Genomic DNA, 20,949 nt, shown 5'->3' on the forward strand with positions numbered 1-20,949 from the left:
TTATTAAAGGCTGAATAAACAATTTTCTCTGCAAGGGCTTTCTTCCCTTCTTTCATAATATTATTGATAAATCTTGACAGTAAAATACTGTTATATTTCATATCAGGTAAAATTACTCGCTTTTCCGCGGCGTGACGACGTGACATTTTATTTTTTCTCTCTAACTAATAATTTATTTTTTTGTAACTGCAACTTGTTTACAAGGAGCACCGTAACGTGAACGACCTTGCTTACGTCCTTTAACTCCGGCAATATCATAAGCACCGAGTACGATATGATATTTCACCCCCGGAAGATCAGGAACCTGACCGCCTCTTACTAATACCCTATCATGCTCCTTTACACTATGCTTTTCACCAGGAATATATGCATTTACGGTTCTTTTATTACTTAAACGTACCGTTGCGATCTTACGAAGTGCAGAGTTAGGCTTTTTAGGGGTAACGGTTTTTACAACTAGGCAAACACCGCTTTTAAAAGGATTAGATTCTAAGGCAGGAGATTTGGTCTTACGAGTTTTTGACTTTCTCCCAAAACGTACTAATTGATTATATGTCGGCATTAAAAAAATACTCCAAAAAAAACTTATATATACGATAATTAAAGGGTGGAAAAATACTTCCACCCTTTATTTTAAATCATTTCTAAATACAAATTATAAGAATTTAATTACACTAAATTTAAATTATAATTACTTTTTCCATAAAAGCAAGTATGTTTTAATTAACAATCATTTTTTTCTCAATTATTTTTGCTATAAAGCTGATTAACATCACTAAAATATAATAACAGCACGCAGCAATAAGCATTGGAAAAAAATAATTATATGTTTCAATTGATACAATTTGTGCTCTACGCATTAAATCCATTTCTCCAAGCATAGAAATAATGGCTGATTCTTTAATCAAATTTACAAGCTCATTTACTAATGACGGAAAAATATTTTTAACTGCTTGCGGCAGGATTATATCTTTCATTATTAAAAACTTTGGAATAGCAAGAGCTTCAGCCGCTTCAAACTGCCCTTTATCAACCGCATTAATCCCCGCCCTGATTACTTCGGAAACATACGCTCCCGAATTAAGAGAAAAAGAAATAGCACCTGCCGTAAACACGCTAAATTTAACCACTATTATATACGGCGATGCAAAATAAATAATACTTAATTGAATTAATAAAGGAGTACCTCTGAAAATAGAAGTATAGAAATTTGCAAAAAACCTTAAAGCACGATTTTTATTTACCTTACAAATAGCGAGCAGCATCCCTATTACTAAACCGAATATAACGGCAATAACGCTATATTTTAAAGTTACCAAAGTTCCCTCTACAATAAAAAGGATTTTTGGATAGAATTTTGTTAAATACTCAAACATTTTTAATATATATTTTTTCTTGTCATATCGCGGCTTGACCGCGGTATCTAGAAAAATAAGGATTTTTGGATCCCATGATTTAATCGCGGGATAACATTAAAGGTTTCTAGATTCCTGCTTTCGCAGGAATGACATAAGAACATTAATTAATACACTCTTTTTGCCGGTGGAATTGCACTGATTTCATCGGTTAAAGTGGTTAATGTTACAGGTTTATAATCAAGAACTACTTTACCCGCTTCATCGATAGAGCTAAGAGTATGTTTCATCCAATCTCCATCATTACGATCAGGATAATCTTCACGTGCATGAGCTCCTCTGCTTTCTTTTCTTGCAGCTGCTGAATATACCGTAACCAAAGCTTGATCAAGTAGATTATCTAGTTCTAATGCTTCGACTAAATCACTATTCCAAATCAAAGATTTATCGTTAATTTTTATATCTTTATAGCCGCTTCTTATTTCGCTAATCATTCCTGCTCCTTCATCTAGCACCTCTTGAGTTCTAAATACCGAAGCATGGCTTTGCATAGTTCTTTGCATTTTAAGCCTTAAATCTGCAACTAAAATATTACCGTTAGCGTGACGTATTTTATCGAATCTATTAATAACCTTTTCAAGGCTTTCTTCTTTTAAAGGCCTATGAGGACTCGCAGGCTTAATAAGATCTGCCGCTTTTAATGCAGAGCTTCTACCGAACACTACTAAATCAAGCAAAGAATTTGACCCTAACCTATTAGCACCGTGTACCGATACGCAAGCCGCTTCACCGATTGCCATGAGTCCCTTTACTACGTTATTATGATTCGTACCGTCTTTGATTATGACTTGACCGTGGTAATTAGTCGGTATCCCGCCCATATTATAATGTACCGTAGGAAGTACCGGTATCGGCTCCTTAGTAACATCCACACCGGCAAAAATTTTAGCCGTTTCAGAGATACCGGGCAAACGGCTATGTAAAATTTCAGGCGATAAATGATTTAAATGCAAAAATACATGATCTTTATGCTTGCCGACTCCTCGCCCTTCACGAATCTCGATGGTCATTGCTCTTGAAACAACATCTCTTGAAGCTAAATCCTTTGCAGCAGGAGCGTAACGCTCCATAAAACGCTCTCCGTTTGCATTAACGAGATATCCCCCTTCACCTCTTGCTCCCTCGGTAATAAGGCAGCCCGCCGAATATATACCGGTCGGATGGAACTGTACAAACTCCATATCTTGCAGTGGAAGACCGGCTCTAATCGCCATACCGCCCCCATCACCCGTACAAGTGTGAGCAGACGTCGCCGAAAAATAAGCACGCCCATATCCGCCCGTTGCAAGCACTACATTATGAGCTCTAAAACAATACAGACTACCATCATCTAAATTCCACGCAACTACACCTCTACATTCACCATCTTCCATCAATAAATCAATAGCAAAATACTCAACAAAAAACTGCACTTTATGTTTTAGTGACTGTTGATATAAAGTATGAAGTATGGCATGCCCCGTACGATCTGCCGCAGCACATGTACGCTGAGCTGCTTTTCCTTTACCGTACTCCGTAGTCATACCGCCAAAAGGACGCTGATAAATTTTTCCTTCTTCGGTTCTTGAAAAAGGTACACCGCAATGCTCAAGCTCTAAAATCGCATCGGGAGCGTTTTTGCACATATACTCGATGGCATCCTGATCGCCTAACCAATCAGAACCTTTTACCGTATCATACATATGCCAACGCCAATCATCTTCGCCCATATTCCCAAGAGCCGCACTAATTCCGCCCTGAGCAGCCACAGTATGACTACGGGTTGGAAATAGCTTAGTTATACAGGCGGTATTTAGCCCTTCTTTAGCCATACCGAATGCAGAACGAAGACCTGCTCCGCCCGCACCTACAACTACTACGTCAAATTTATGATGAATGATATTATATGCTTTGGTCATTAAATTAATTTTTTACTATTTTGATACGTGAATTGTCTACCACTGTCACCCCGTGGCTTGATCACGGGGTCTAGTAATTCAATACACAATAATGCTATAAATTGTTTTCTGGATACCGCGGTCAAGCCGCGGTATGACAATTTTTTATCCCCTATAAAACATCGCTACTACAAAAGCTGCAATAGTCACAATGCAAAATAATTGCACTATTATAATCAATGTATTACGTAATTTGTGATAACTTACATAATCCTCAATCACTACACGCATACCAAGCATTGCATGATATAACGAAATAGCCACCGTAATTAACAATGCTATTACGTTAAAAGGCTTTTTAAGCTCCCACATAATAATATTTATGTCATTATTTTTGTTGGTTAACGTAAAATATATTAACCATATAGAACATAAAGCTAATATAATCCCCGTTGCTCTTTGCAATAACCAATGATGAGAACCACTTTTAGCAGAACCGCTATTTTTTGCTTTTACAATTTTTGCTTTAAAATCATATACCATTAATTTTCTCTAAACATATTTTTTTCGTTAAGGTGTTATACCGCGACTTGATCGCGGTATCCAAAAAAACTTATTACTACTAAAGCATAATTTATTTTAAAAAATCTTCATATAAATCATGCCAACTTGGATTACTAGAGTTAATTAAATCTAGCTTCCATTTCCTCTTGTATTCCTTTAGACGTTTTTCACGTCCAATTGCAAGATTAACATCATTAAATTGTTCAAAATAAACTAGTTTATCTATATCGTATTTTGTAGTAAAACCTTTTCTTATCTTCTGCTTATGTTGCCAAATACGTTTTATAATATCTGAAGTAACGCCTATATAGAGTACCGTTACATTTATTAAAGTATATAAACATAATATTCTTTCATTTTATTAAGTTATTTTTTGGATACCGCGATCAAGTCGCGGTATTACACCGAAGACTATTTATATTTTTATACCCATAGCAACATAGTTAATAATATAGAACATACAACTACACACCAACCGGTGATATTAACTGCTTTTATAGAAAAACCGTAACCAATATCCCAAAATAAATGCCTAATGCCGTTACATAAATGATAAAACCAAGCGTAACTAGCAGCTACTAAGCATATTTTTATAATGCAGCAATTAGCAAGTTGTAAATAATTATTGTCATATTTACTAAGGATCAACCACCATGCCAAAATCGATACTGCAAAAAATAGAGCTACACCGGTCATACGATGCAAAATCGACAAAGTAGAACTTATTTGCGGCTTATATATAGTTAAATGCGGCGAAGTTGGACGCTTATTATAAATTTCTTGTTTGGTTTTAGTCATAGCTATTTAATATAATAAAAAATTAGATGAAGGCAGACGAAGTTTAATTTGGAAAAGAGCAAGGCGTTTTATACTTTTTGACTGCAGCGTGTTAATCCTACGTGAAGATCAAAAAATATAAAACAACGTAGCCAATTTTTCAAATTAAACTTCGTCTGCAACCAATGTCTGCGGGTGATAAATCATCTGCTACTGCTCTCCTATCATCAAAGACGAAACATTCACCTTGCCATAAATTATTCTTGTTTTGTGTATCTTCTAAATACTGCAATATACCGCCTTTTAGATGATATACTTCATCATAACCTATGCTTTTAAGTAAGCTGGTGGATTTTTCACACCTAATACCACCTGTACAAACCATAGCAATTTTCTTACCTTTGAGCAATTCTTGATTCTGCTGAACCCAAGCAGGAAATTGTTTAAATGTTTTGGTATTAGGATTAATTGCTGATTTAAATGTACCGACCTCTACTTCATAATCATTACGAGTATCTATTACTATAACATCTTGTTTTGTGATAAATTCATCCCAATCTTTCGGCTCTATATATTCGCCTTTAAACAAATCAACATTCAAATCTTCAACATTCATCGCTACAATCTCTTTCTTAAGCCTTACTTTCAGCTTCTGAAAAGGATGAACATCACTATAATTTATTTTAACGTTAACATCTTTGGGGCCGGTTAGCTTTATTAGTTCTTCAAGTACAAGATTTACATTTTTATATGAACCTGAAAAAGAACCGTTAAAACCTTCATTAGCTAATAAAATAGTACCTCTAACATATTTTTTACCGATAAGCAAAAGCTTTGGTATTAAATTCGCCGGCTCTTCTATATTAACAAAACTATATGCACTTAAAATTGCTATTTTTTCATTCATAATTATTTAGGTGTCATACCGTGGTCAAGCCACGGTATGACATTTAATCACAGCACCGATAACGGCACGAACACACTTGTATCACCCCTTTCAATCAAGAGCAAAATATTTTGCTTATCTGATTTTAGCATTTTCATATAATTCTTCTAGCTTACTTATATCGTCTATGCTTTCCTGATTAATATTGGTTATAACTATTCCCATTTTATCTTGAGGAATAGTATATTTTTGTCTTAGTTCTTCAGTCAAATTACTAAAAGTAATATTATTTACTTCTTTGTTTGTTATTTTTTCCTTATTGGTTTCTTCTTTTGGTAACCTCTTCATTATCCGAAGTAATTTTAATAGGTAATTCAAGCTCTTTTTTATCGCGAAGTATTTTTACTTTTACTTCCTGATCAATAGGAGCATCTGCAATAATTACACGTAATTTTTTAGTATTTTTAACCGGTATATCTGCAAAGTCTATTATTATATCACCTGTTTTAATTCCTGCTTTATCACCTGGACCGTCTTCTTGTACTTTAGCTACTAACACCCCCCTAGTATCTTTAAGTCCTAGCCCTTCAGAAATTTCTTCGGTTAAATCTTGTATTGTTACTCCAAGGCGTCCTCTACTTACTTTTCCATCTTTCTTAAGACGTTCGATTATAGGCTTGGCAGTATTTGACGGTATTGCAAAACCGATACCTATATTAGTACCGAGCGGTGAAAAAATTGCCGTATTTACGCCAATTACTTTCTGATCCAAATTAAACATAGGACCACCGGAATTACCGTTATTAATTGCAGCATCCGTTTGAATAAAATTATCGACTATATTGTCCGTATCTATATCGATATCCCGCCCTTTAGAGGATATAATACCGCTTGTCACAGTACCTCCTAGATTACCGAACGGATTACCGATTGCAATAACCCAATCTCCTACTCTTGCATCATTTGAATCTCCAAACTCAACAGAAGGTAGAGGTTCCTCGCTATCTATTTTTAAGAGAGCTAAATCGGTTTTAGTATCGCTACCTATTAATTTAGCCGATAATTCGGTATTATCTGCAAGTTTTATATTAATTTTCTCAACATTTGCAATTACATGATAGTTTGTCACTATTAAGCCGTTAGGTTCAATAATAAATCCTGAACCAAGCGGAACGCTTTTAGGAGTTTGATCGACCTCTTCTAAATTCAGCGGTATATTAAGCTTTTCTAAAAAATCATTAATGAAATCTAAAGGTTTTTTTTCTTGCAGAGGATCTTTCTCGGCATTTTCCGATTTACTATTAACATATTCTATTGTTGAAATATTAACGACTGCAGGAATTAACGGTTCAACTATATCGGCAAAGCTATAACGGGCGGCTTCACTTACTTTTAAAGGAGCAGAATTTATTTCCGTAAACTCATTCTCTTCTTGATCTGCTACTTTTAAATACTTATTATTTTCTTTTGCTAGAACAACGTTACTTGATATTAAAACTATTATAACAAGAACTATTTTCAGATTAACCATATACTCCAAGTAAATAAAAAGTAGTATACTCGTTTAATTTGGAAAAGAGCAAGGCGTTTTATACTTTTTGACCGCAGCGTAGTTAATCCTACGTAAGGATCAAAAAATATAAAACAACGTAGCCAATTTTTCAAATTAAACGAGTATACTACTTAGTTAGATTTAGATATTTTAAAACTTCAGCATCCGGTGAAATTACAAAATTAGTATCCTCTTTCTTTAAAGAATTTTTATATACTAAAAGTGATCTATAAAATTTATAAAATTCCGGGTCGACTGAATAAGCAGAATTATATATTTTTGCCGCTTTCTCATCGCCGTCACCTTTAATAATTTGTGCATCTCGATAAGCTTTAGCAAGTATTATTTTACTTTCTTTATCTGCTTTTGAACGAATACGCACGCTTTCTTCTTGCCCTTCCGCTCTAATTTGGGTTGCTTCCTTTTCACGTGCCGTTTGCATACGACGATAAATAGCCGCACTATTTTCTTTCGGTAAGTCTGCTCTTAAAATTCTAACATCTACAACGTCAATACCAAAGCTTTTAGCTTCTCCGTCCACTTGATTTAAGATATTTAACATTACGTTAATACGTTCCTGACTTAAAAGGCTACTTAGCGAGATTTTACCTATCACCTTACGCATTGACGATTCAAGATTACGAGTTAACCTAATTTTTACGCCTTGATAATCATGTACCGTTTTATAAAACATTACGGGATTATTAATTTGAAATTTGGCGTAAGCATCAACAATAACTCGCTTACCGTCAGCAGCCGTTAATTCTTTTGCCTCAACCTCAACATCTAAAAGACGCTTATCAAAAAATTCAACATTTTGAATAAACGGGATTTTAATATTTAGCCCTGGATTTTCTATAGTTCTAACTGCCTCACCAAACTGGAATACTACAGCAGATTGGCGTTGGTCAACTGAAAATAAGGAGCTAGAAATCAGTATCAGCCCAAAAACAATTGTAAAAATTATATAATAAATCTTGTGTTGCATTTAATATTCCTTGTTGTTTTTTTGTATTCTATGCTGTTATACTGACATAGTACCCTACGGTTTTATGGCCATGTGCGGCAGTAGTGCATTATTAATAATCGTTTTATTTGAACCGCCTAATATCTCTTCGACTACTTCTAAATATAATCTATCTCTAGTTACTTGCCTACCTGTAGCATATTGTTTATAAATAGCATTAAATCTTTGGCTATAACCTTCTGCTTTTGATATAACTTCTTCTCTATAACCTTCTGCTTCTTGTATAATCTTTGCAGCTGCTCCTCTGGCTTCCGGTAAAATCTTATTATTATAGGCTTGAGCTTGATTTATTTCTTTCTCTTTATCTGCTTTTGAAGTTTGCACGTCTCTATAAGCGTCTATTACTTCGGCAGGCGGCTCGGCTTTTAATAATTGTACTTTCTCAATCATCACACCAGCATTGTAACTATCCAGTATCTTCTGGGCTAATTTTTCTATTTTATAAGTAATTTCTTGCTTTCTATCGGATAATACCCAAGAAATAGGAGTATTGCCTATTACTTCCCTAACGGCACTTTCTACTGTTGCTTTTACTGTTTCTTTAGGTCTTTGTACATTAAAAATAAAATCTTCAAGATTATTAATATGCCACATTACGTCACAATTTAAAGCAACGATATTTTCATCACCGGTAAGCATTATACTTTCACCGGCAATATTTTTAGTATTATCGCCACCGCTATGCAGAGAGCTATTTGTACGATAACCAATCTCAATCCGGCGTGATTGCTTCACTTTCTCAACTATTATCTTTTCAAAAGGAGCCGGTAAATGATAATTAAGCCCGGGGTAACCCTTACGCACAAAACGCCCAAACCTTATTACTGCTGCTTCTTCACCTTCTTTTATTTCATAAATACCCGAAACAAACCATAAAGCAACCATCGCAACAACAGCTAAAATTATTGTTTTAGCATTGAAATTAAACTGGAAAAATTTATCAAAATTAAATTGATTTTTACGCGGTCTTGTGAATATGTTATCTTCTTTATTAGAATCAAAATCTTTCCATGGGGATTTCTTTAAAATCGAGATATATTTTTTATTAAGCATTTGCTTTGTTGTTTTATATTATTTTAAAATACTTCTTGTAAAATTCGCTTATAGAGAGGAATTTGAAGGAAACACGAAACGCAGCACCGCAGCGTACAAAAAAGTACGTGAGGATGTGAGTACCGGATTGACGTACAAATTACCTCTAGAAGTAGAATTTTACAAAAAGTATGAGGATATTTAAGTGATTATATATATTATAGTATATAACGTCAAGTTACGAACTTAAACAGCTTTAAAAAGGAAATTTAATTATGGCGAATTTACACCAAAGACAAATTATAGATAAAATTCAGAATATTACCTTTAAAGACGGTACTTTTTTAAATGAAGTTATATCGGATATTATAATTAAGGGGAATAATATCGGTTTCTCCATAGATATATCAGGTAAAAACAAGTTAGAAGCCGAGGAAATTAGACTTAAGGCAATTAATAAACTTAACGAGATTTCGGAAGTAAATAAAATAACAATTGTTTTCACCGAAAGTAAACCGATGGAGAAAAAAGTTCAAAAACCAAAACATTTTATAGGAAACGTAAAAAAAATTATCTTAGTAGCGTCAGGCAAAGGCGGAGTCGGAAAATCTACAATATCAGCTCTTATTGCTCAGCAGTTAAGTCTAGAAAATTACCGAGTCGGAATAGTAGATGCGGATATTTACGGTCCGTCAATTCCGCATATATTCGGCATTAACGAAGTACCGAAAACGAAAGATGGACGAATAATACCGGTACTTGCTCAAAGCATCGAAATTATGTCTATAGGCTTCTTCGTTAAAGACCACTCGGCAATTATTTGGCGTGGTCCTATGGCGAGCAAAACTATCTATCAACTATTATCGGTAACAAAATGGGATAATTTAGATTATCTAATTATCGATATGCCGCCGGGGACAGGTGATATTCATTTAAGTATGTTAGAAAATTATCATTTAGACGGCGTAATAATCGTAACTACGCCGCAAAAAATATCAGAAATAGACGTAATACGTTCTATAGATTTATATCAAAAACTAAATTTACCTATTTTGGGAATAATTGAGAATATGAGCTATATGCTTAAAAATAATAGCGGCGGGTATTTATCGCAAAAATATAATATACCACTAATCGCTCAAATCCCGATCACACCGCAAATAACCGATGCTTGCGATAAATCACTGCCTCTAACAAACTTATTAACATTACCTTTAGAGAAGTATTTACGATGAAAATACACGTATTGGCAGATGATATAACAGGCAACACCCATCAGGCTATTGCACTTGCTGAAAAATTAACAGAAAAATATACCACAATTAAGCTTGAATATAATTGCTTAGCTAAGCTACCGAACTTTTTACTAAAATATTATCCTATTCATATAAAAAGTGAGCTATTGCTAGTAATTATGGCAAAACCTTTACCTGATATGATAATTACCGCCGGAAGAAGAACGGCAGTACTAGCATTTTATTTAAAAAAGAAATTTAAAGATATCAAGTTAATACAAATAATGCAGCCCTCTTTACCTTATGATGCATTTGATGCCGTTATTCTGCCTTATCATGATTTAAATAATAGCCAAAATGTCATACCGTGGCTTGACCACGGTATCCAAAAAAAAATTAAAGAAAACTGGATTCCGCGATCAAGTCGCGGAATGACAATCATCCCCATCAATGGAGCCATCAACAACATAACCGATAAGTTTGCTGCTGCGAATCTAGAACTGCAAAAATATTATCCTAATCTTAAACAGTTTATTGCAGTGATAATCGGCGGGAATAATAAAAAATTTAATTTCAATGAAGATGAAGCAGTTTTATTTTCTTCATTATTAAATAAAATATATACTAATCAACAAATACCCTTTCTCATTAGTTTTAGTAGACGTACACCACAAACTGTAAAATCAATTATTAAAAATAATATGCCGTCTTCCACAATTATTTATGACCCGAACGAAGACGCAGGCTATAATCCTTATATAGCTATGCTCGCCAAAGCAAAATATATAATCTCTACGGCCGACTCAATCTCAATGTGCAGTGAAGCAGCTTCAAGCGGTAAACCTCTTTATATATTATGCCCACCAAACTTTAATTCTTCAAAGCATAAGATTTTTATAAAGCAGTTAGTAGAACAGAAGATAGCAAGAATTTTTGATAAGTCGGTTATTGCTCTAGAAGAATATAGCTACAAACCCTTAAATGAAGCAGAAAGAGTAGCTGAAATTATTAAATCTTTAGGTTTAACGATTTTATGATACCTTGCAGTGTTTGGACTTCAGGGGAAGAGAGACTATAAATATATTAGTGATATTTTGTTGCATAGCAGGTTTTTTGTCGGGAGCCTTGAAGAATCCGGCTTTATCGAGTTTGCCAAATAAATTTACTAAAAAATGCTCTATTTCTTCTTTAGTAACGCGAGTTTCGTATTAATAGAGGAACTGAATAGCTGATAGTAACTGGGTTACGAGGATATTAGTAATATTGTTTTTGTTATTAAATGTACTTAAAACTGCATAAATTTTTAGTAAATTGTCTTTTTTGACTATAACTATTAAATTGTAAAACTTGTCACACCTCTTACAAACCTTGAAAGGATAAGGATTATAGCATATTCATTAACCATAATTTAGGCATCTTAATACGAAACTCACGTTAATTCTGTAGTTAAATGCTCTATTTTCTTTTTAGAATGCTCGTTATTTTCTTTTTTAAGTGCTGCAAGCTCTATTTTTATCTGAATAGTCCAGCTCATCAAGCTCTTCGGGTTTACTTGATAGCTCTATTTTCATACGGCTACAAGCTTCATCAATAAAATCAATAGCTTTTCAGGTAAATAACGATCGGTAATATAACGGTTTGATAACGTCGCTGCTGCAACTATTGCACTATCGGAAATTCGCACTACATGATGTAGCTCATATTTTTCTTTAATTCCTCTAAGTATTGATATAGTATCCTCAACCGTCGGCTCACTCACGTAAACAGGCTGAAAACGACGAGCAAGTGCTGCATCTTTCTCGATATATTTACGATATTCATCTAGAGTAGTAGCACCGATACAGTGCAGCTCACCACGAGCAAGCATCGGCTTTAGCAAATTCGAGGCATCCATAGCACCGTCGGTTTTTCCCGTACCGACTAATAGATGCAATTCATCGATAAATAAAATAATTTCACCGCTTGATTCTTTGATTTCGCTAAGCACTGCTTTAAGACGCTCCTCAAATTCACCTCGATATTTAGCCCCCGCTATTAATGCTCCCATATCAAGCTCAATAATACGGCAGTTCATAAGCGACTCAGGTACATCCTTACTAAATATGCGTTGTGCAAGTCCCTCTATTATAGCAGTTTTACCGACTCCGGGTTCGCCGATCAATACAGGATTGTTTTCCATACGGCGTGATAGTACCTGTACGGTTCTTCTTATTTCTTCATCACGCCCGATTATCGGGTCAAGCTTACCGCTTTCGGCAAGCTCTGTTACGTCTCTGCCGTATTTCTTTAGAGCATCGTAACTATTTTCTGCCGATTCGGTATCTGCTTTTTTGCCTTTACGAAGCTGTAAAATAGTTGCTGCTAATTTTTTACTATTAATTCCATTATTCGTTAAAATTTTACCGGCTATAGTATTATCATAAGTTAATGCTTCAAATATACGCTCTATGATTACAAAACTATCCCCGCTGTCTTTAGCAATGCTACTCGCTTTTTCTAAAACTTTAAGAGCTTCAGCAGAAGAATAAACTTGTCCCCCTCCCTCAACCTGAACTTTTGGGATTTTATTTAGTTCTAGCTGAACTTGATCTTTTAATAAGGTTATATTACCGCCGGTATTATTATAAGGGTTTGAATTATATCTGTTTCTTCACTTAAAAGACTAGATAATAAATGCAAAGGTAATATTTGCTGATGATCGTTTTTAGCAACAAACGATTGACTACTAGCTATCGCTGATTTAGCATGTGCAGTAAATTTATCGATATTCATATAAATAACACATTTTAATTAATAAAGTTAAATTTTAATATAATAATTTTTAACTAAAGAACCCTCAGCTATAAGCTGAGGGGTTATAAAGTGGAATCGATTAGAAATCGATCATCATTCACAGGTTCACCTTCCTGTTCATCAATATAGTGCTGTATCATTTCATCAGTTATATTACCTGAACTGACCGCCATATAGCCCCTAGCCCACAAATGATTGCCCCAAAATTGTTTTCTTAAATGAGCAAATTCTTGCAATAAAATTCTTGAGCTACTACCTTTTAAATACTGTACTAACTTGCTAAGAGATATTTGTGATTTATATGAGATAAACATATGCACGTGATCACATGATATTTTCCCTGAAATTATATATACTTCATGTTCCATACAAATCTGCCTTAGTAAATCTCTAGCCCTTTCCGCTACTTTGCCTATCAATACTCTCTTCCTATATTTTGGTATCCATATAAGATGTACTTTTAAATCATACTGACTATGACTATTCTTTCTATAACTTCTCATGTTTCTTGATATAAATTCATTGCTAAAGCAATTTCATTATATCTTCCCTTCGCCTGAAGGCGAGGGATTTCTTATCCCCGAAGGGGGACATTAAAATAACAAGAGATGAACAACTACATATAGAATTTTATAATGCTTTCATCATTAAAAAAACAATTTGATAACGATAAGGAGTTTTTGTTAAATCATACAAAAGAATTTTTAACTACACCAGGAGTAGGCATTCCTTTAGAAATAAATAGAGCTAAAATTGAAGAAACTGTTGAAAAAGGCAGCTTTACCGAGGCATTACAGGATTTAGAAATTTTACGTCATGAGAAAACCGGTATAAAGCTTACTAAAATTGAAGGAAAAAATGATAAAACTCCAATATTAATACGTGACAGTCGTAACAATCCTAATGAAAAAATTGTTTTAGGCACTGAAGCTTTTGAAATGCAATATTTAAATGCTATCAGAGGAGCGATAGACAATAGCAAAGGGCGAAAATAAACCTGAGCTTGTGCTGAAATTAAATAAAGAAGCAGTAAAATTTATTAATAGTTTTAATGCTTTGAATATGGAAAAATCACAAAAAAATATCTCAAAAAATATGCAATTTGAGATTGATAATGTTGCTGAATTGCCAGGAAAAAATGGTATTAAAAATGCTCATAAAAATTAAATGTTGCTAAAGATTTTCAAAATTTCAATGATGAGCATTGTAATATAGTAACTTTGTCAAAAGTCATCAATGATGAGGGAAAAGAGCATATTGTAGTTGAAGCGGAAGTAGCTTTTAAAGGCTTGACAGAAGAACAAAAGCAAGAATATCAAAATAGAGACGGTAAAAACTGGTATAATGTAATGCCTGAATGGGAGAAAAAGCTTGTTGATCAGTACGCTGATACAATTCAAAACGGTAGGCATGTTATCCAACCCAGTTACAACAAATTGTTGGCATGAAAAATGCCTTTGAGAAAATTGGTGCAATAACTGACAAAGACGGTAAAAATTTTGAAACATTGCTTACATCTAAACATGCAGGTACATTAGCCTCGATTTCGGATGATATAGATTCTAGACAAAAAATTACCGACTTAAATGCACGCCAAGCCCAAGAATGGACTGAAGACGGTGTTACTCTTCATGCAAATTTAACGGATAAGGAAAAAGAAATATTAAAAAAAGCCATCAAATTAAGAAAAAATATTGAGCAAGCAGATGTTCCTTTTAGAGTATCTTTCGAGACAAAACTTCCTTTTATATCTTTTGATAAAGAAAATATTAATCTAAATATATCAGATGTCTTAAGTAATTTAACAGAAAAAATAAGACAAAATAAACAAGAAAATAAAGGCACTAGTTTAATAAATTTACCTCAGGAAGAAATATTAACAATGTGTGCTAGCGGTAAAGATAGAGAAGGGTTTAATGAACATAATAAAATATCTCAAGCAGTCTCAAAATATACCGGTATAAAAATAACAGACATCGATAAACAATTACTTAAAAACGGTCATATTGCTCAGCAAGCAGGTGGTATTTATGCAGGCGGTGCAACAATAGGTTGTTACGGCACTAAAAAAGAAAATAAAAGAACCATTCCAAAAAGTAGAAAAGAAGCACTTGCTGATATAATGGAATTAACTGCTAAAATTAATAAAATTGAAGACAAAAAAAGATGGATAAAAAGATAGATTCAGAATATGAAAAAAATCATCCTAAAGAATCTATCGTAATACACAGTGATAGGAAAGTTGTTAAACCGGTAGTAACTAAATCGGTGTCACAGCTTAAACCAAGTATAACCCCACCGGTTAAATTTAATAAAAGTCAAAATATAGGTATGGAGAAATAATGTCAGAACTTGCAATTGTAACAGGCGGTACTAGAGGAATAGGTAAAGCTACCGCTCTAGAATTAAAAAATAAGGGTCTTACTGTAGTTGCTAATTTTTTCAGCAATTACGACGCTGCTAAAGAAATGGAAGAAAAATACGGTATAAAAACCAAACGCTGGAATGTTGCAGATTTTGAAGAATGCGAGCAAGCAGTAAAGGAAATTGAAGAGGAATTTAAAAAACCGGTAAGTATTCTTGTTAACAATGCCGGTATTACCAAAGATAAAATGCTACATAGAATGAGTCATCAAGATTGGAATAATGTGATTAACGTTAATCTCAATTCTTGCTTTAATATGTCTAGTAGTGTAATGGAGCAGATGCGAAACCAAGATTACGGTCGTATAGTAAATATCAGTTCAATTAATGCTCAAGCAGGGCAGGTTGGGCAGACTAATTACTCTGCTGCTAAAGCCAGAATTATCGGCTTTACTAAGGTCCTTGCTCGTGAAACTGCTTCTAAAAATATCACCGTTAACTGTATAGCTCCAGGGTATATTGCAACCGAAATGGTAGGAGCAGTACCCGAAGACGTGTTTATTAAAATCATTAATAGTATCCCCCTTACTACATGACAATTTTTAGAGATGTAAGGACTAAAGGATTGAATTTTGCTGATAATTCATGATGATAACGGGGAAAGAACTTGGTTTACATATGAAAGATCATTCCGCCCCTCTAGTCGAATTATTACAAAAACATATTTCGCTTAATTTATCAAGAGCAAAATGTTTAGGATTATTTATCATTTCAATGCTTAACAGCAGGACAGTAAACATGTCATTGTTATGCAATAGAATGCCGTCTGGGATTAAAGCAGCTTCATGGTATAGAAGGATGCAAAGATTTATCTCTGAAATCTCAATATCATGGAGAGTATTACCTGTTATGTTAGTCATGATGACTGGGTTTGAGCAGGAGCAAAAATGGGTATTGTGTTTAGATAGAACGAATTGGAAATTTGGTAAACGACATATAAATATTTTATATTTAGCTGTCAGTTTTCATGGTATAGCGATCCCCCTTTTTGGAATTTTCTAAGTGATAAAAAGTGTGGTAACTCTGATTATATTGAGCGTATTGATCTGATGGAGTGTTTTTTAGAAGTTTTTGACAAAAACCGCATTGAAGCATTAACCGCTGATAGAGAATTTATAGGTAAGGAATGGCTCTCTTGGCTTAGAACAAATCAAATAAGATACGTTTTTCGAGTTAGAGAAAATGGACAATATATCAGTAATGCAAGGGGAAAAATGGTTAAAATACAAGAGTTATTTCGCCCTCTAGCCATAGGATCGCATGTGAGTTTGTCACAACGTAGAATTGGTACAAAAGGTGAAATATTTAATGTAGTAGGGATCAGAAATAAGAAGAGTGAACTTGCAGTCTTAATACATAGTGATGAGATCAAAAATCCTGCTGAGATATATGCTCAAAGATGGCAAATTGAAACAATGTTCAAAGCTTTTAAATCAGCAGGATTCAACTGTGAAGCAACTCATATTACTAATGATTTACGATTAGATACATTGATGCAAATATTGTCTATTGCATTTTGCCTAGCTTATCAAACTGGAGAGATTATAGTTTTAGATAAACCAATAGTTATTAAAAAACATGGTTATAGGCAAAATAGTATATTTCGTGTTGGATTAGATACATTGGTTAATATCTTGTATAATATTTCTACTCAATTAGTACGTTGGATACAGCTGTTGTCCTTGATATTCCAATATCCAAAGATGATAAAATGAAAAATTGTCATGTAGTAAGCAAATTTCCAATTCGTTCTATCTAAACACAATACCCATTTTTGCTCCTGCTCAAACCCAGTCATCATGACTAACATAACAGGTAATACTCTCCATGATATTGAGATTTCAGAGATAAATCTTTGCATCCTTCTATACCATGAAGCTGCTTTAATCCCAGACGGCATTCTATTGCATAACAATGACATGTTTACTGTCCTGCTGTTAAGCATTGAAATGATAAATAATCCTAAACATTTTGCTCTTGATAAATTAAGCGAAATATGTTTTTGTAATAATTCGACTAGAGGGGCGGAATGATCTTTCATATGTAAACCAAGTTCTTTCCCCGTTATCATCATGAATTATCAGCAAAATTCAATCCTTTAGTCCTTACATCTCTAAAAATTGTCATGTAGTAAGAGTATCCCCAAAAAAGACTAGGACAACCGGAAGAAATAGCTAGAGCCGTAGCATTTTTAGTTGATAAAAATGCCGGTTTTATAACAGGCGAGACTATTTCCATCAACGGCGGTCATAAATATGATTTAAACAATTAACTAATATAGATTAGAATATGAAAGAGATAGTAGACCAATTAATCTCTGAAGGAAGAGAGCTTTTAAGTAAAAATGAATATAAAAAAGCACTTAATATATTTACTTTAATTAAACAATATAAAGATTTTCTATATACCTATTATTATAAAGGCTTCACTTACTTATGTTGGGGAGAGTATACTAATAATATAACTGAACAACAAACCCTTTGGCAGTAGCTTCATTACGACAAGCAGCTCTATATACATCTAAACCTAAAGACAGAGATTAGCTTTACTTTTTGCTAATTTAAGGAGTGCGGAAATCACAAAAACTGATGAGACAGATTTCAGTAATTTCTTTACGGCTAAACTGCCGATGCAAAATAAATTTTTTCGTTATGATACCAATAATACCAAAGAAATGATCCTATGGAAAAAGTAGCACTTCAAGATGCTATTTCTTTGATTAGTTATATGTATCATCATGCAGAAGATATATTAAAGAGTTCTAAATCGTTGTTAAATCAAATTTTAACTACTACAAAAGAAGGATTAAGCACATCTCATGGGATGATATAAAGAAAACTACTCCCGGCAATGTAGAGTATGATTTATGGCAAATGGAAAAGCAAGTACCTGAATCTGAAATAATAACTGAGAAAGCAAAAAGCAGACAACTGCGAAGTATAAAGATATCTTGCCTTTCGGTTGATTTCTCAAAACCACTTTTGAAAAAAATAGCGATTTCTTCAACCGACATCAGAAGAGGAGTTGAAGATTTTCTTAATCAAAAATATTTTGCTGATAAATTTACTGAAGAAGAACAAGGTTGTTTTGTCTTATTCTTAGCATATAAAATATTTAGATATGGTAATAAGGTATGTCTCGAATATTTTAGCGAGAAACATCCGGAGCTAATTACAAAAATTTTCAATGATTATCCTCATTTATTTTTTAGGAGAGAGGCAATTAACATATGTATTAAAAATGAAGATGGTAGACAAAAAGCATTAGATGCAATAAAGTTAAAATAGTCGGATAAATTTTTTAAAGATTGCTTTGACACAGTATTCCCTAAGGTAGATGTTGTTGTAAACCTTATATTCGAAGAAGAACCTAAACCGAAGCACGTATCTAATGAACCTGAACTTGTATTTAACTTAGAGGTCCTACCTTTAAATATAGACGAAAATGATGATGTACTACCAACAGGTAATGTAGAAGATAATAATCACTAAACAAATAAAATGACTAGCATATATCACATTCTTGACCGTATTCCTGCTATTTATAAGCAGGACATGGAAATAGAGTATGAGCATTTAGCGATGCAATTAATTAAGTCCGGTAAATTACGGATAGATACCGATGATTGCTGCAATTTTGCAAGGTTTACTGAGCCTGCTCTTAATATAAGCTTAATGGTTAGTAAAGAAGAACTAACAAGTCCGCATTTAGTCCCCGAAACTACCAAGCTTTTTCAAAATTTATACAGAAACTCTGCTTCAGATCAAAAAATAAAATCAATTTTCGACAATTTAAAAAAGCAAATACAAAAGCTACAGCTGGTTAAGAAAGAAGTAATCGAAATGCTGGCACGTCTTTTTGTACAGTCTGCTCATCCAATCGTAATAAGATGGCTTCTTTTTAATAAGACGGAAGTATTCCTTACCTACTCGCATAATATCGGCGATATGATGGATATGGTTAGCTGGCAACGGGTAGGCGGTAATAGCGGTATGCAAAGCACTAACGGTAAGGACGTGGCTATTTTTGTTTCATGCGGCGGTAATCCTTTTGCTGAAAACAATAAAGATCATCCGACTTACGGCAACGGTTTTGCTGCGGCAGCAAGACTTCAGATTATCGCGGCTCAAGAACTTGGGCATTTTGCCGATATAAAAAGAGATGATAGGGGACGGCAAATAACTCGCCATTCAGCTAATTTTTCCGGTACTAAAGCTGCCGATAAAGTACGAATTGCTAGAAAAAATGATATAATACATTGTCATAATTTGCTGGCTAAGCTCCTTAAAGCAGGTATGAAAAAGCAATTAGATTATGAAACGAAACTTAAATTTTATAATGTAAATAAAGTTAGCGGCTTAAAAGTTTATGCTATAAAATTCATGATTTTTATATATAAATTTCGGCTTTTAAATTATAGCAGTAGGAATAACCTAATATTTGTAAAAAAATTTAAAACCGATAAATATATGGCATTAATGATTGAGGCTATGTTTAAAGATATGCAAGCTAATTTATCGCCAAATGCTTACGTGTATAAAAATAAAAACCCTGAAATTGAAGAAGCTGTAGCCTGTATTGAGGCACTTGCTAGAGTACCGCAACAAGCCGTAAAATGGGGGTGTTTAACTACCAAAGAAACTATGCATGACCTTTATAAAATATATTATAACAAGGTTATACCTTCTCTGATTACTAGCTATAATGCTGTCACCGGTGAAAATTATAAACGTGATTTTAAAAAGCCAAAAAGTAATTTCTTTTCTAAAATTAATATCTTTAGTAACAAAAAGTTAATACTAAAACCGGTTAGGGAATTATGAGTATACTGATGTGAAATGAAGAATAGCAGACGAAGATAAACTTCAAAAAGAGCAAGGAATTCACAAGGCGAGGAGGCATTGCTGCGTGGATATCGGTTTTTCCGTCATTGCGAGGAATTACAAAGTAATTTGACGAAGCAATCTCAAGAGTTTGTTATTATTTCATGAGATTGCCACGCAGCCTACGGCTGCTCGCAATGACGATTTAGTATCYTGTTTCTACAGGAAAGATATTATTAGAACAATATCTGAGGGTGTCAGAAAGTTTGTGTAAGTTATAAAAATAGTTAAGAATAAAATTAATTAAAACAACTTACATGAGGCTAATATGAAAAATAAGAGCAAAGTATCAAATCCGACTATAGAAAAAGTAGTATCAGAAATACTATCACAAAGTGATCCATCTGAGATATTTGGCAAAGAAGGGATATTTCAGGAAATTAAAAAACGCGAGTTTCGTATTAATAGAGGAACTGAATAGCTGATAGTAACTGGGTTATGAGGATATTAGTAATATTGTTTTTGTTATAAAATGTACTTAAAA

At 33.7% G+C, this 20,949-nt stretch carries 24 protein-coding genes and 8 pseudogenes; 17 read left to right on the forward strand and 15 right to left on the reverse strand.

What is annotated here, in order from left to right; all coding sequences use genetic code 11:
- The 11 genes and pseudogenes from REIS_RS12150 to hflK form a co-directional block, all read right to left on the reverse strand.
- Positions 1–146: pseudogene (locus tag REIS_RS12150) on the reverse strand (30S ribosomal protein S7); the annotation flags it as partial.
- Positions 147–172: 26 nt separating this feature from the next.
- Positions 173–562: a 30S ribosomal protein S12 gene (rpsL, locus tag REIS_RS02345; protein WP_008579659.1), complete on the reverse strand. Its 390-nt coding sequence runs from the start codon at positions 560–562 to the stop codon at positions 173–175.
- Between the two features lie 157 nt (positions 563–719).
- Positions 720–1,376: an amino acid ABC transporter permease gene (locus REIS_RS02350; RefSeq protein ID WP_008579660.1), complete on the reverse strand. Its 657-nt coding sequence runs from the start codon at positions 1,374–1,376 to the stop codon at positions 720–722.
- A gap of 146 nt (positions 1,377–1,522) precedes the next feature.
- Positions 1,523–3,313: a succinate dehydrogenase flavoprotein subunit gene (gene sdhA / locus REIS_RS02355; RefSeq protein ID WP_008579661.1), complete on the reverse strand. Its 1,791-nt coding sequence runs from the start codon at positions 3,311–3,313 to the stop codon at positions 1,523–1,525.
- A gap of 144 nt (positions 3,314–3,457) precedes the next feature.
- Positions 3,458–3,835: a succinate dehydrogenase, hydrophobic membrane anchor protein gene (gene sdhD, locus REIS_RS02360; RefSeq protein WP_008579662.1), complete on the reverse strand. Its 378-nt coding sequence runs from the start codon at positions 3,833–3,835 to the stop codon at positions 3,458–3,460.
- Positions 3,836–3,926: 91 nt separating this feature from the next.
- A complete protein-coding gene (locus REIS_RS12160) occupies positions 3,927–4,205 on the reverse strand; it encodes a GIY-YIG nuclease family protein (RefSeq protein WP_152540719.1) in 279 nt (92 codons plus the stop codon).
- Between the two features lie 74 nt (positions 4,206–4,279).
- On the reverse strand, positions 4,280–4,654 hold the full coding sequence (gene sdhC, locus REIS_RS02365; protein ID WP_008579663.1) for a succinate dehydrogenase, cytochrome b556 subunit: 375 nt from the start codon (positions 4,652–4,654) through the stop codon (positions 4,280–4,282).
- Between the two features lie 139 nt (positions 4,655–4,793).
- Positions 4,794–5,540, reverse strand: a complete 747-nt coding sequence (locus REIS_RS02370) for a rhodanese domain-containing protein (RefSeq protein ID WP_008579664.1) — start codon at positions 5,538–5,540, stop codon at positions 4,794–4,796.
- A gap of 47 nt (positions 5,541–5,587) precedes the next feature.
- A pseudogene (locus tag REIS_RS02375) lies at positions 5,588–7,050 on the reverse strand (Do family serine endopeptidase).
- 148 nt (positions 7,051–7,198) lie between these two features.
- Positions 7,199–8,059, reverse strand: coding sequence for a protease modulator HflC (gene hflC / locus REIS_RS02380; protein ID WP_008579665.1), 861 nt, complete (start codon positions 8,057–8,059; stop codon positions 7,199–7,201).
- Positions 8,060–8,113: 54 nt separating this feature from the next.
- Positions 8,114–9,151 (reverse strand): FtsH protease activity modulator HflK, encoded by a 1,038-nt coding sequence (hflK, locus tag REIS_RS02385; RefSeq protein WP_008579667.1) that lies wholly within the window; start codon positions 9,149–9,151, stop codon positions 8,114–8,116.
- 34 nt (positions 9,152–9,185) lie between these two features.
- Between hflK and REIS_RS15440 the strand changes: the two are divergent.
- From REIS_RS15440 to REIS_RS17730, 3 genes and pseudogenes are all read left to right on the forward strand, one after another.
- Positions 9,186–9,326 (forward strand): annotated as a pseudogene (locus tag REIS_RS15440) (palindromic element RPE1 domain-containing protein); the annotation flags it as partial.
- A 79-nt stretch (positions 9,327–9,405) separates the two neighbouring features.
- The gene (locus REIS_RS02390; protein WP_008579669.1) at positions 9,406–10,365 is read left to right on the forward strand and encodes an Mrp/NBP35 family ATP-binding protein; all 960 of its coding nucleotides are present in this window, start codon (positions 9,406–9,408) and stop codon (positions 10,363–10,365) included.
- Entirely contained in the window at positions 10,362–11,402 is a 1,041-nt protein-coding gene (locus REIS_RS17730; RefSeq protein WP_008579670.1) for a mitochondrial fission ELM1 family protein, read from the forward strand. The genes REIS_RS02390 and REIS_RS17730 overlap by 4 nt, the downstream gene beginning before the upstream one ends.
- Here the strand turns inward: REIS_RS17730 and REIS_RS12170 are convergent.
- From REIS_RS12170 to tnpA, 3 genes and pseudogenes are all read right to left on the reverse strand, one after another.
- A pseudogene (locus REIS_RS12170) lies at positions 11,374–11,558 on the reverse strand (RNA methyltransferase); the annotation flags it as partial. The gene REIS_RS17730 and the pseudogene REIS_RS12170 overlap by 29 nt on opposite strands.
- A 242-nt stretch (positions 11,559–11,800) precedes the next feature.
- Positions 11,801–13,137 (reverse strand): annotated as a pseudogene (locus tag REIS_RS02400) (AAA family ATPase); the annotation flags it as partial.
- Between the two features lie 83 nt (positions 13,138–13,220).
- Positions 13,221–13,661 (reverse strand): IS200/IS605 family transposase, encoded by a 441-nt coding sequence (gene tnpA / locus REIS_RS02405; RefSeq protein ID WP_008579210.1) that lies wholly within the window; start codon positions 13,659–13,661, stop codon positions 13,221–13,223.
- A 132-nt stretch (positions 13,662–13,793) separates the two neighbouring features.
- Between tnpA and REIS_RS02410 the strand changes: the two genes are divergently transcribed.
- The 8 genes and pseudogenes from REIS_RS02410 to REIS_RS12180 all read left to right on the forward strand — a co-directional run bounded on the left by REIS_RS02410 (position 13,794) and on the right by REIS_RS12180 (position 17,297).
- On the forward strand, positions 13,794–14,153 hold the full coding sequence (locus REIS_RS02410) for a hypothetical protein (protein ID WP_233466302.1): 360 nt from the start codon (positions 13,794–13,796) through the stop codon (positions 14,151–14,153).
- 10 nt (positions 14,154–14,163) lie between these two features.
- The gene (locus REIS_RS15445; protein ID WP_233466303.1) at positions 14,164–14,325 is read left to right on the forward strand and encodes a hypothetical protein; all 162 of its coding nucleotides are present in this window, start codon (positions 14,164–14,166) and stop codon (positions 14,323–14,325) included.
- 53 nt (positions 14,326–14,378) lie between these two features.
- Positions 14,379–14,606 carry a hypothetical protein gene (locus REIS_RS02415; RefSeq protein WP_233466304.1) on the forward strand — a complete coding sequence of 76 codons (228 nt, stop codon included), beginning with the start codon at positions 14,379–14,381 and terminating at the stop codon, positions 14,604–14,606.
- Entirely contained in the window at positions 14,603–15,340 is a 738-nt protein-coding gene (locus tag REIS_RS15450; RefSeq protein ID WP_008579671.1) for a hypothetical protein, read from the forward strand. Before REIS_RS02415 ends, REIS_RS15450 begins: the two co-directional genes overlap by 4 nt.
- Positions 15,325–15,501: a hypothetical protein gene (locus tag REIS_RS14025; RefSeq protein ID WP_008579672.1), complete on the forward strand. Its 177-nt coding sequence runs from the start codon at positions 15,325–15,327 to the stop codon at positions 15,499–15,501. The genes REIS_RS15450 and REIS_RS14025 overlap by 16 nt, the downstream gene beginning before the upstream one ends.
- Positions 15,501–16,106 (forward strand): annotated as a pseudogene (locus tag REIS_RS02430) (3-oxoacyl-ACP reductase); the annotation flags it as partial. The gene REIS_RS14025 and the pseudogene REIS_RS02430, both read left to right, overlap by 1 nt.
- 61 nt (positions 16,107–16,167) lie before the next feature.
- Positions 16,168–16,584 carry a hypothetical protein gene (locus REIS_RS12175; RefSeq protein ID WP_008579269.1) on the forward strand — a complete coding sequence of 139 codons (417 nt, stop codon included), beginning with the start codon at positions 16,168–16,170 and terminating at the stop codon, positions 16,582–16,584.
- Positions 16,585–16,622: 38 nt separating this feature from the next.
- Positions 16,623–17,297: a transposase gene (locus tag REIS_RS12180; RefSeq protein ID WP_241760940.1), complete on the forward strand. Its 675-nt coding sequence runs from the start codon at positions 16,623–16,625 to the stop codon at positions 17,295–17,297.
- Here the strand turns inward: REIS_RS12180 and REIS_RS12185 are convergent.
- On the reverse strand, positions 17,234–17,656 hold the full coding sequence (locus REIS_RS12185; protein WP_008579489.1) for a hypothetical protein: 423 nt from the start codon (positions 17,654–17,656) through the stop codon (positions 17,234–17,236). The genes REIS_RS12180 and REIS_RS12185 overlap by 64 nt on opposite strands.
- A 66-nt stretch (positions 17,657–17,722) precedes the next feature.
- Between REIS_RS12185 and REIS_RS12190 the strand changes: the two are divergent.
- The 6 genes and pseudogenes from REIS_RS12190 to REIS_RS14850 all read left to right on the forward strand — a co-directional run.
- Positions 17,723–17,854: pseudogene (locus REIS_RS12190) on the forward strand (SDR family oxidoreductase); the annotation flags it as partial.
- Between the two features lie 17 nt (positions 17,855–17,871).
- Entirely contained in the window at positions 17,872–18,072 is a 201-nt protein-coding gene (locus REIS_RS15060) for a hypothetical protein (protein ID WP_008579676.1), read from the forward strand.
- Positions 18,073–18,264: 192 nt separating this feature from the next.
- Entirely contained in the window at positions 18,265–18,414 is a 150-nt protein-coding gene (locus REIS_RS15455) for a hypothetical protein (protein ID WP_008579677.1), read from the forward strand.
- A gap of 129 nt (positions 18,415–18,543) precedes the next feature.
- A pseudogene (locus tag REIS_RS15460) lies at positions 18,544–19,073 on the forward strand (hypothetical protein).
- A gap of 9 nt (positions 19,074–19,082) precedes the next feature.
- Positions 19,083–20,405, forward strand: a complete 1,323-nt coding sequence (locus REIS_RS02460) for a DUF2748 family protein (protein WP_008579679.1) — start codon at positions 19,083–19,085, stop codon at positions 20,403–20,405.
- Between the two features lie 328 nt (positions 20,406–20,733).
- The gene (locus REIS_RS14850) at positions 20,734–20,886 is read left to right on the forward strand and encodes a hypothetical protein (RefSeq protein ID WP_008579681.1); all 153 of its coding nucleotides are present in this window, start codon (positions 20,734–20,736) and stop codon (positions 20,884–20,886) included.
- The last annotated feature ends 63 nt before the right edge of the window (positions 20,887–20,949 follow it).

The organism is Rickettsia endosymbiont of Ixodes scapularis (genome assembly GCF_000160735.1).
In the GTDB taxonomy this organism is placed as follows: domain Bacteria; phylum Pseudomonadota; class Alphaproteobacteria; order Rickettsiales; family Rickettsiaceae; genus Rickettsia; species Rickettsia tamurae.

Coding starts and splice junctions, on each gene's coding strand:
- rpsL (WP_008579659.1), bottom strand. CDS start 562: ATGCCGACATATAATCAATTAGTACGTTTTGGGAGAAAGTCAAAAACT.
- REIS_RS02350 (WP_008579660.1), bottom strand. CDS start 1,376: ATGTTTGAGTATTTAACAAAATTCTATCCAAAAATCCTTTTTATTGTA.
- sdhA (WP_008579661.1), bottom strand. CDS start 3,313: ATGACCAAAGCATATAATATCATTCATCATAAATTTGACGTAGTAGTT.
- sdhD (WP_008579662.1), bottom strand. CDS start 3,835: ATGGTATATGATTTTAAAGCAAAAATTGTAAAAGCAAAAAATAGCGGT.
- sdhC (WP_008579663.1), bottom strand. CDS start 4,654: ATGACTAAAACCAAACAAGAAATTTATAATAAGCGTCCAACTTCGCCG.
- REIS_RS02370 (WP_008579664.1), bottom strand. CDS start 5,540: ATGAATGAAAAAATAGCAATTTTAAGTGCATATAGTTTTGTTAATATA.
- hflC (WP_008579665.1), bottom strand. CDS start 8,059: ATGCAACACAAGATTTATTATATAATTTTTACAATTGTTTTTGGGCTG.
- hflK (WP_008579667.1), bottom strand. CDS start 9,151: ATGCTTAATAAAAAATATATCTCGATTTTAAAGAAATCCCCATGGAAA.
- REIS_RS02390 (WP_008579669.1), top strand. CDS start 9,406: ATGGCGAATTTACACCAAAGACAAATTATAGATAAAATTCAGAATATT.
- REIS_RS17730 (WP_008579670.1), top strand. CDS start 10,362: ATGAAAATACACGTATTGGCAGATGATATAACAGGCAACACCCATCAG.
- tnpA (WP_008579210.1), bottom strand. CDS start 13,661: ATGAGAAGTTATAGAAAGAATAGTCATAGTCAGTATGATTTAAAAGTA.
- REIS_RS02410 (WP_233466302.1), top strand. CDS start 13,794: ATGCTTTCATCATTAAAAAAACAATTTGATAACGATAAGGAGTTTTTG.
- REIS_RS15450 (WP_008579671.1), top strand. CDS start 14,603: ATGAAAAATGCCTTTGAGAAAATTGGTGCAATAACTGACAAAGACGGT.
- REIS_RS14025 (WP_008579672.1), top strand. CDS start 15,325: ATGGATAAAAAGATAGATTCAGAATATGAAAAAAATCATCCTAAAGAA.
- REIS_RS12175 (WP_008579269.1), top strand. CDS start 16,168: ATGATGATAACGGGGAAAGAACTTGGTTTACATATGAAAGATCATTCC.
- REIS_RS12185 (WP_008579489.1), bottom strand. CDS start 17,656: ATGATGATAACGGGGAAAGAACTTGGTTTACATATGAAAGATCATTCC.
- REIS_RS15060 (WP_008579676.1), top strand. CDS start 17,872: ATGAAAGAGATAGTAGACCAATTAATCTCTGAAGGAAGAGAGCTTTTA.
- REIS_RS15455 (WP_008579677.1), top strand. CDS start 18,265: ATGGAAAAAGTAGCACTTCAAGATGCTATTTCTTTGATTAGTTATATG.
- REIS_RS02460 (WP_008579679.1), top strand. CDS start 19,083: ATGACTAGCATATATCACATTCTTGACCGTATTCCTGCTATTTATAAG.
- REIS_RS14850 (WP_008579681.1), top strand. CDS start 20,734: ATGAAAAATAAGAGCAAAGTATCAAATCCGACTATAGAAAAAGTAGTA.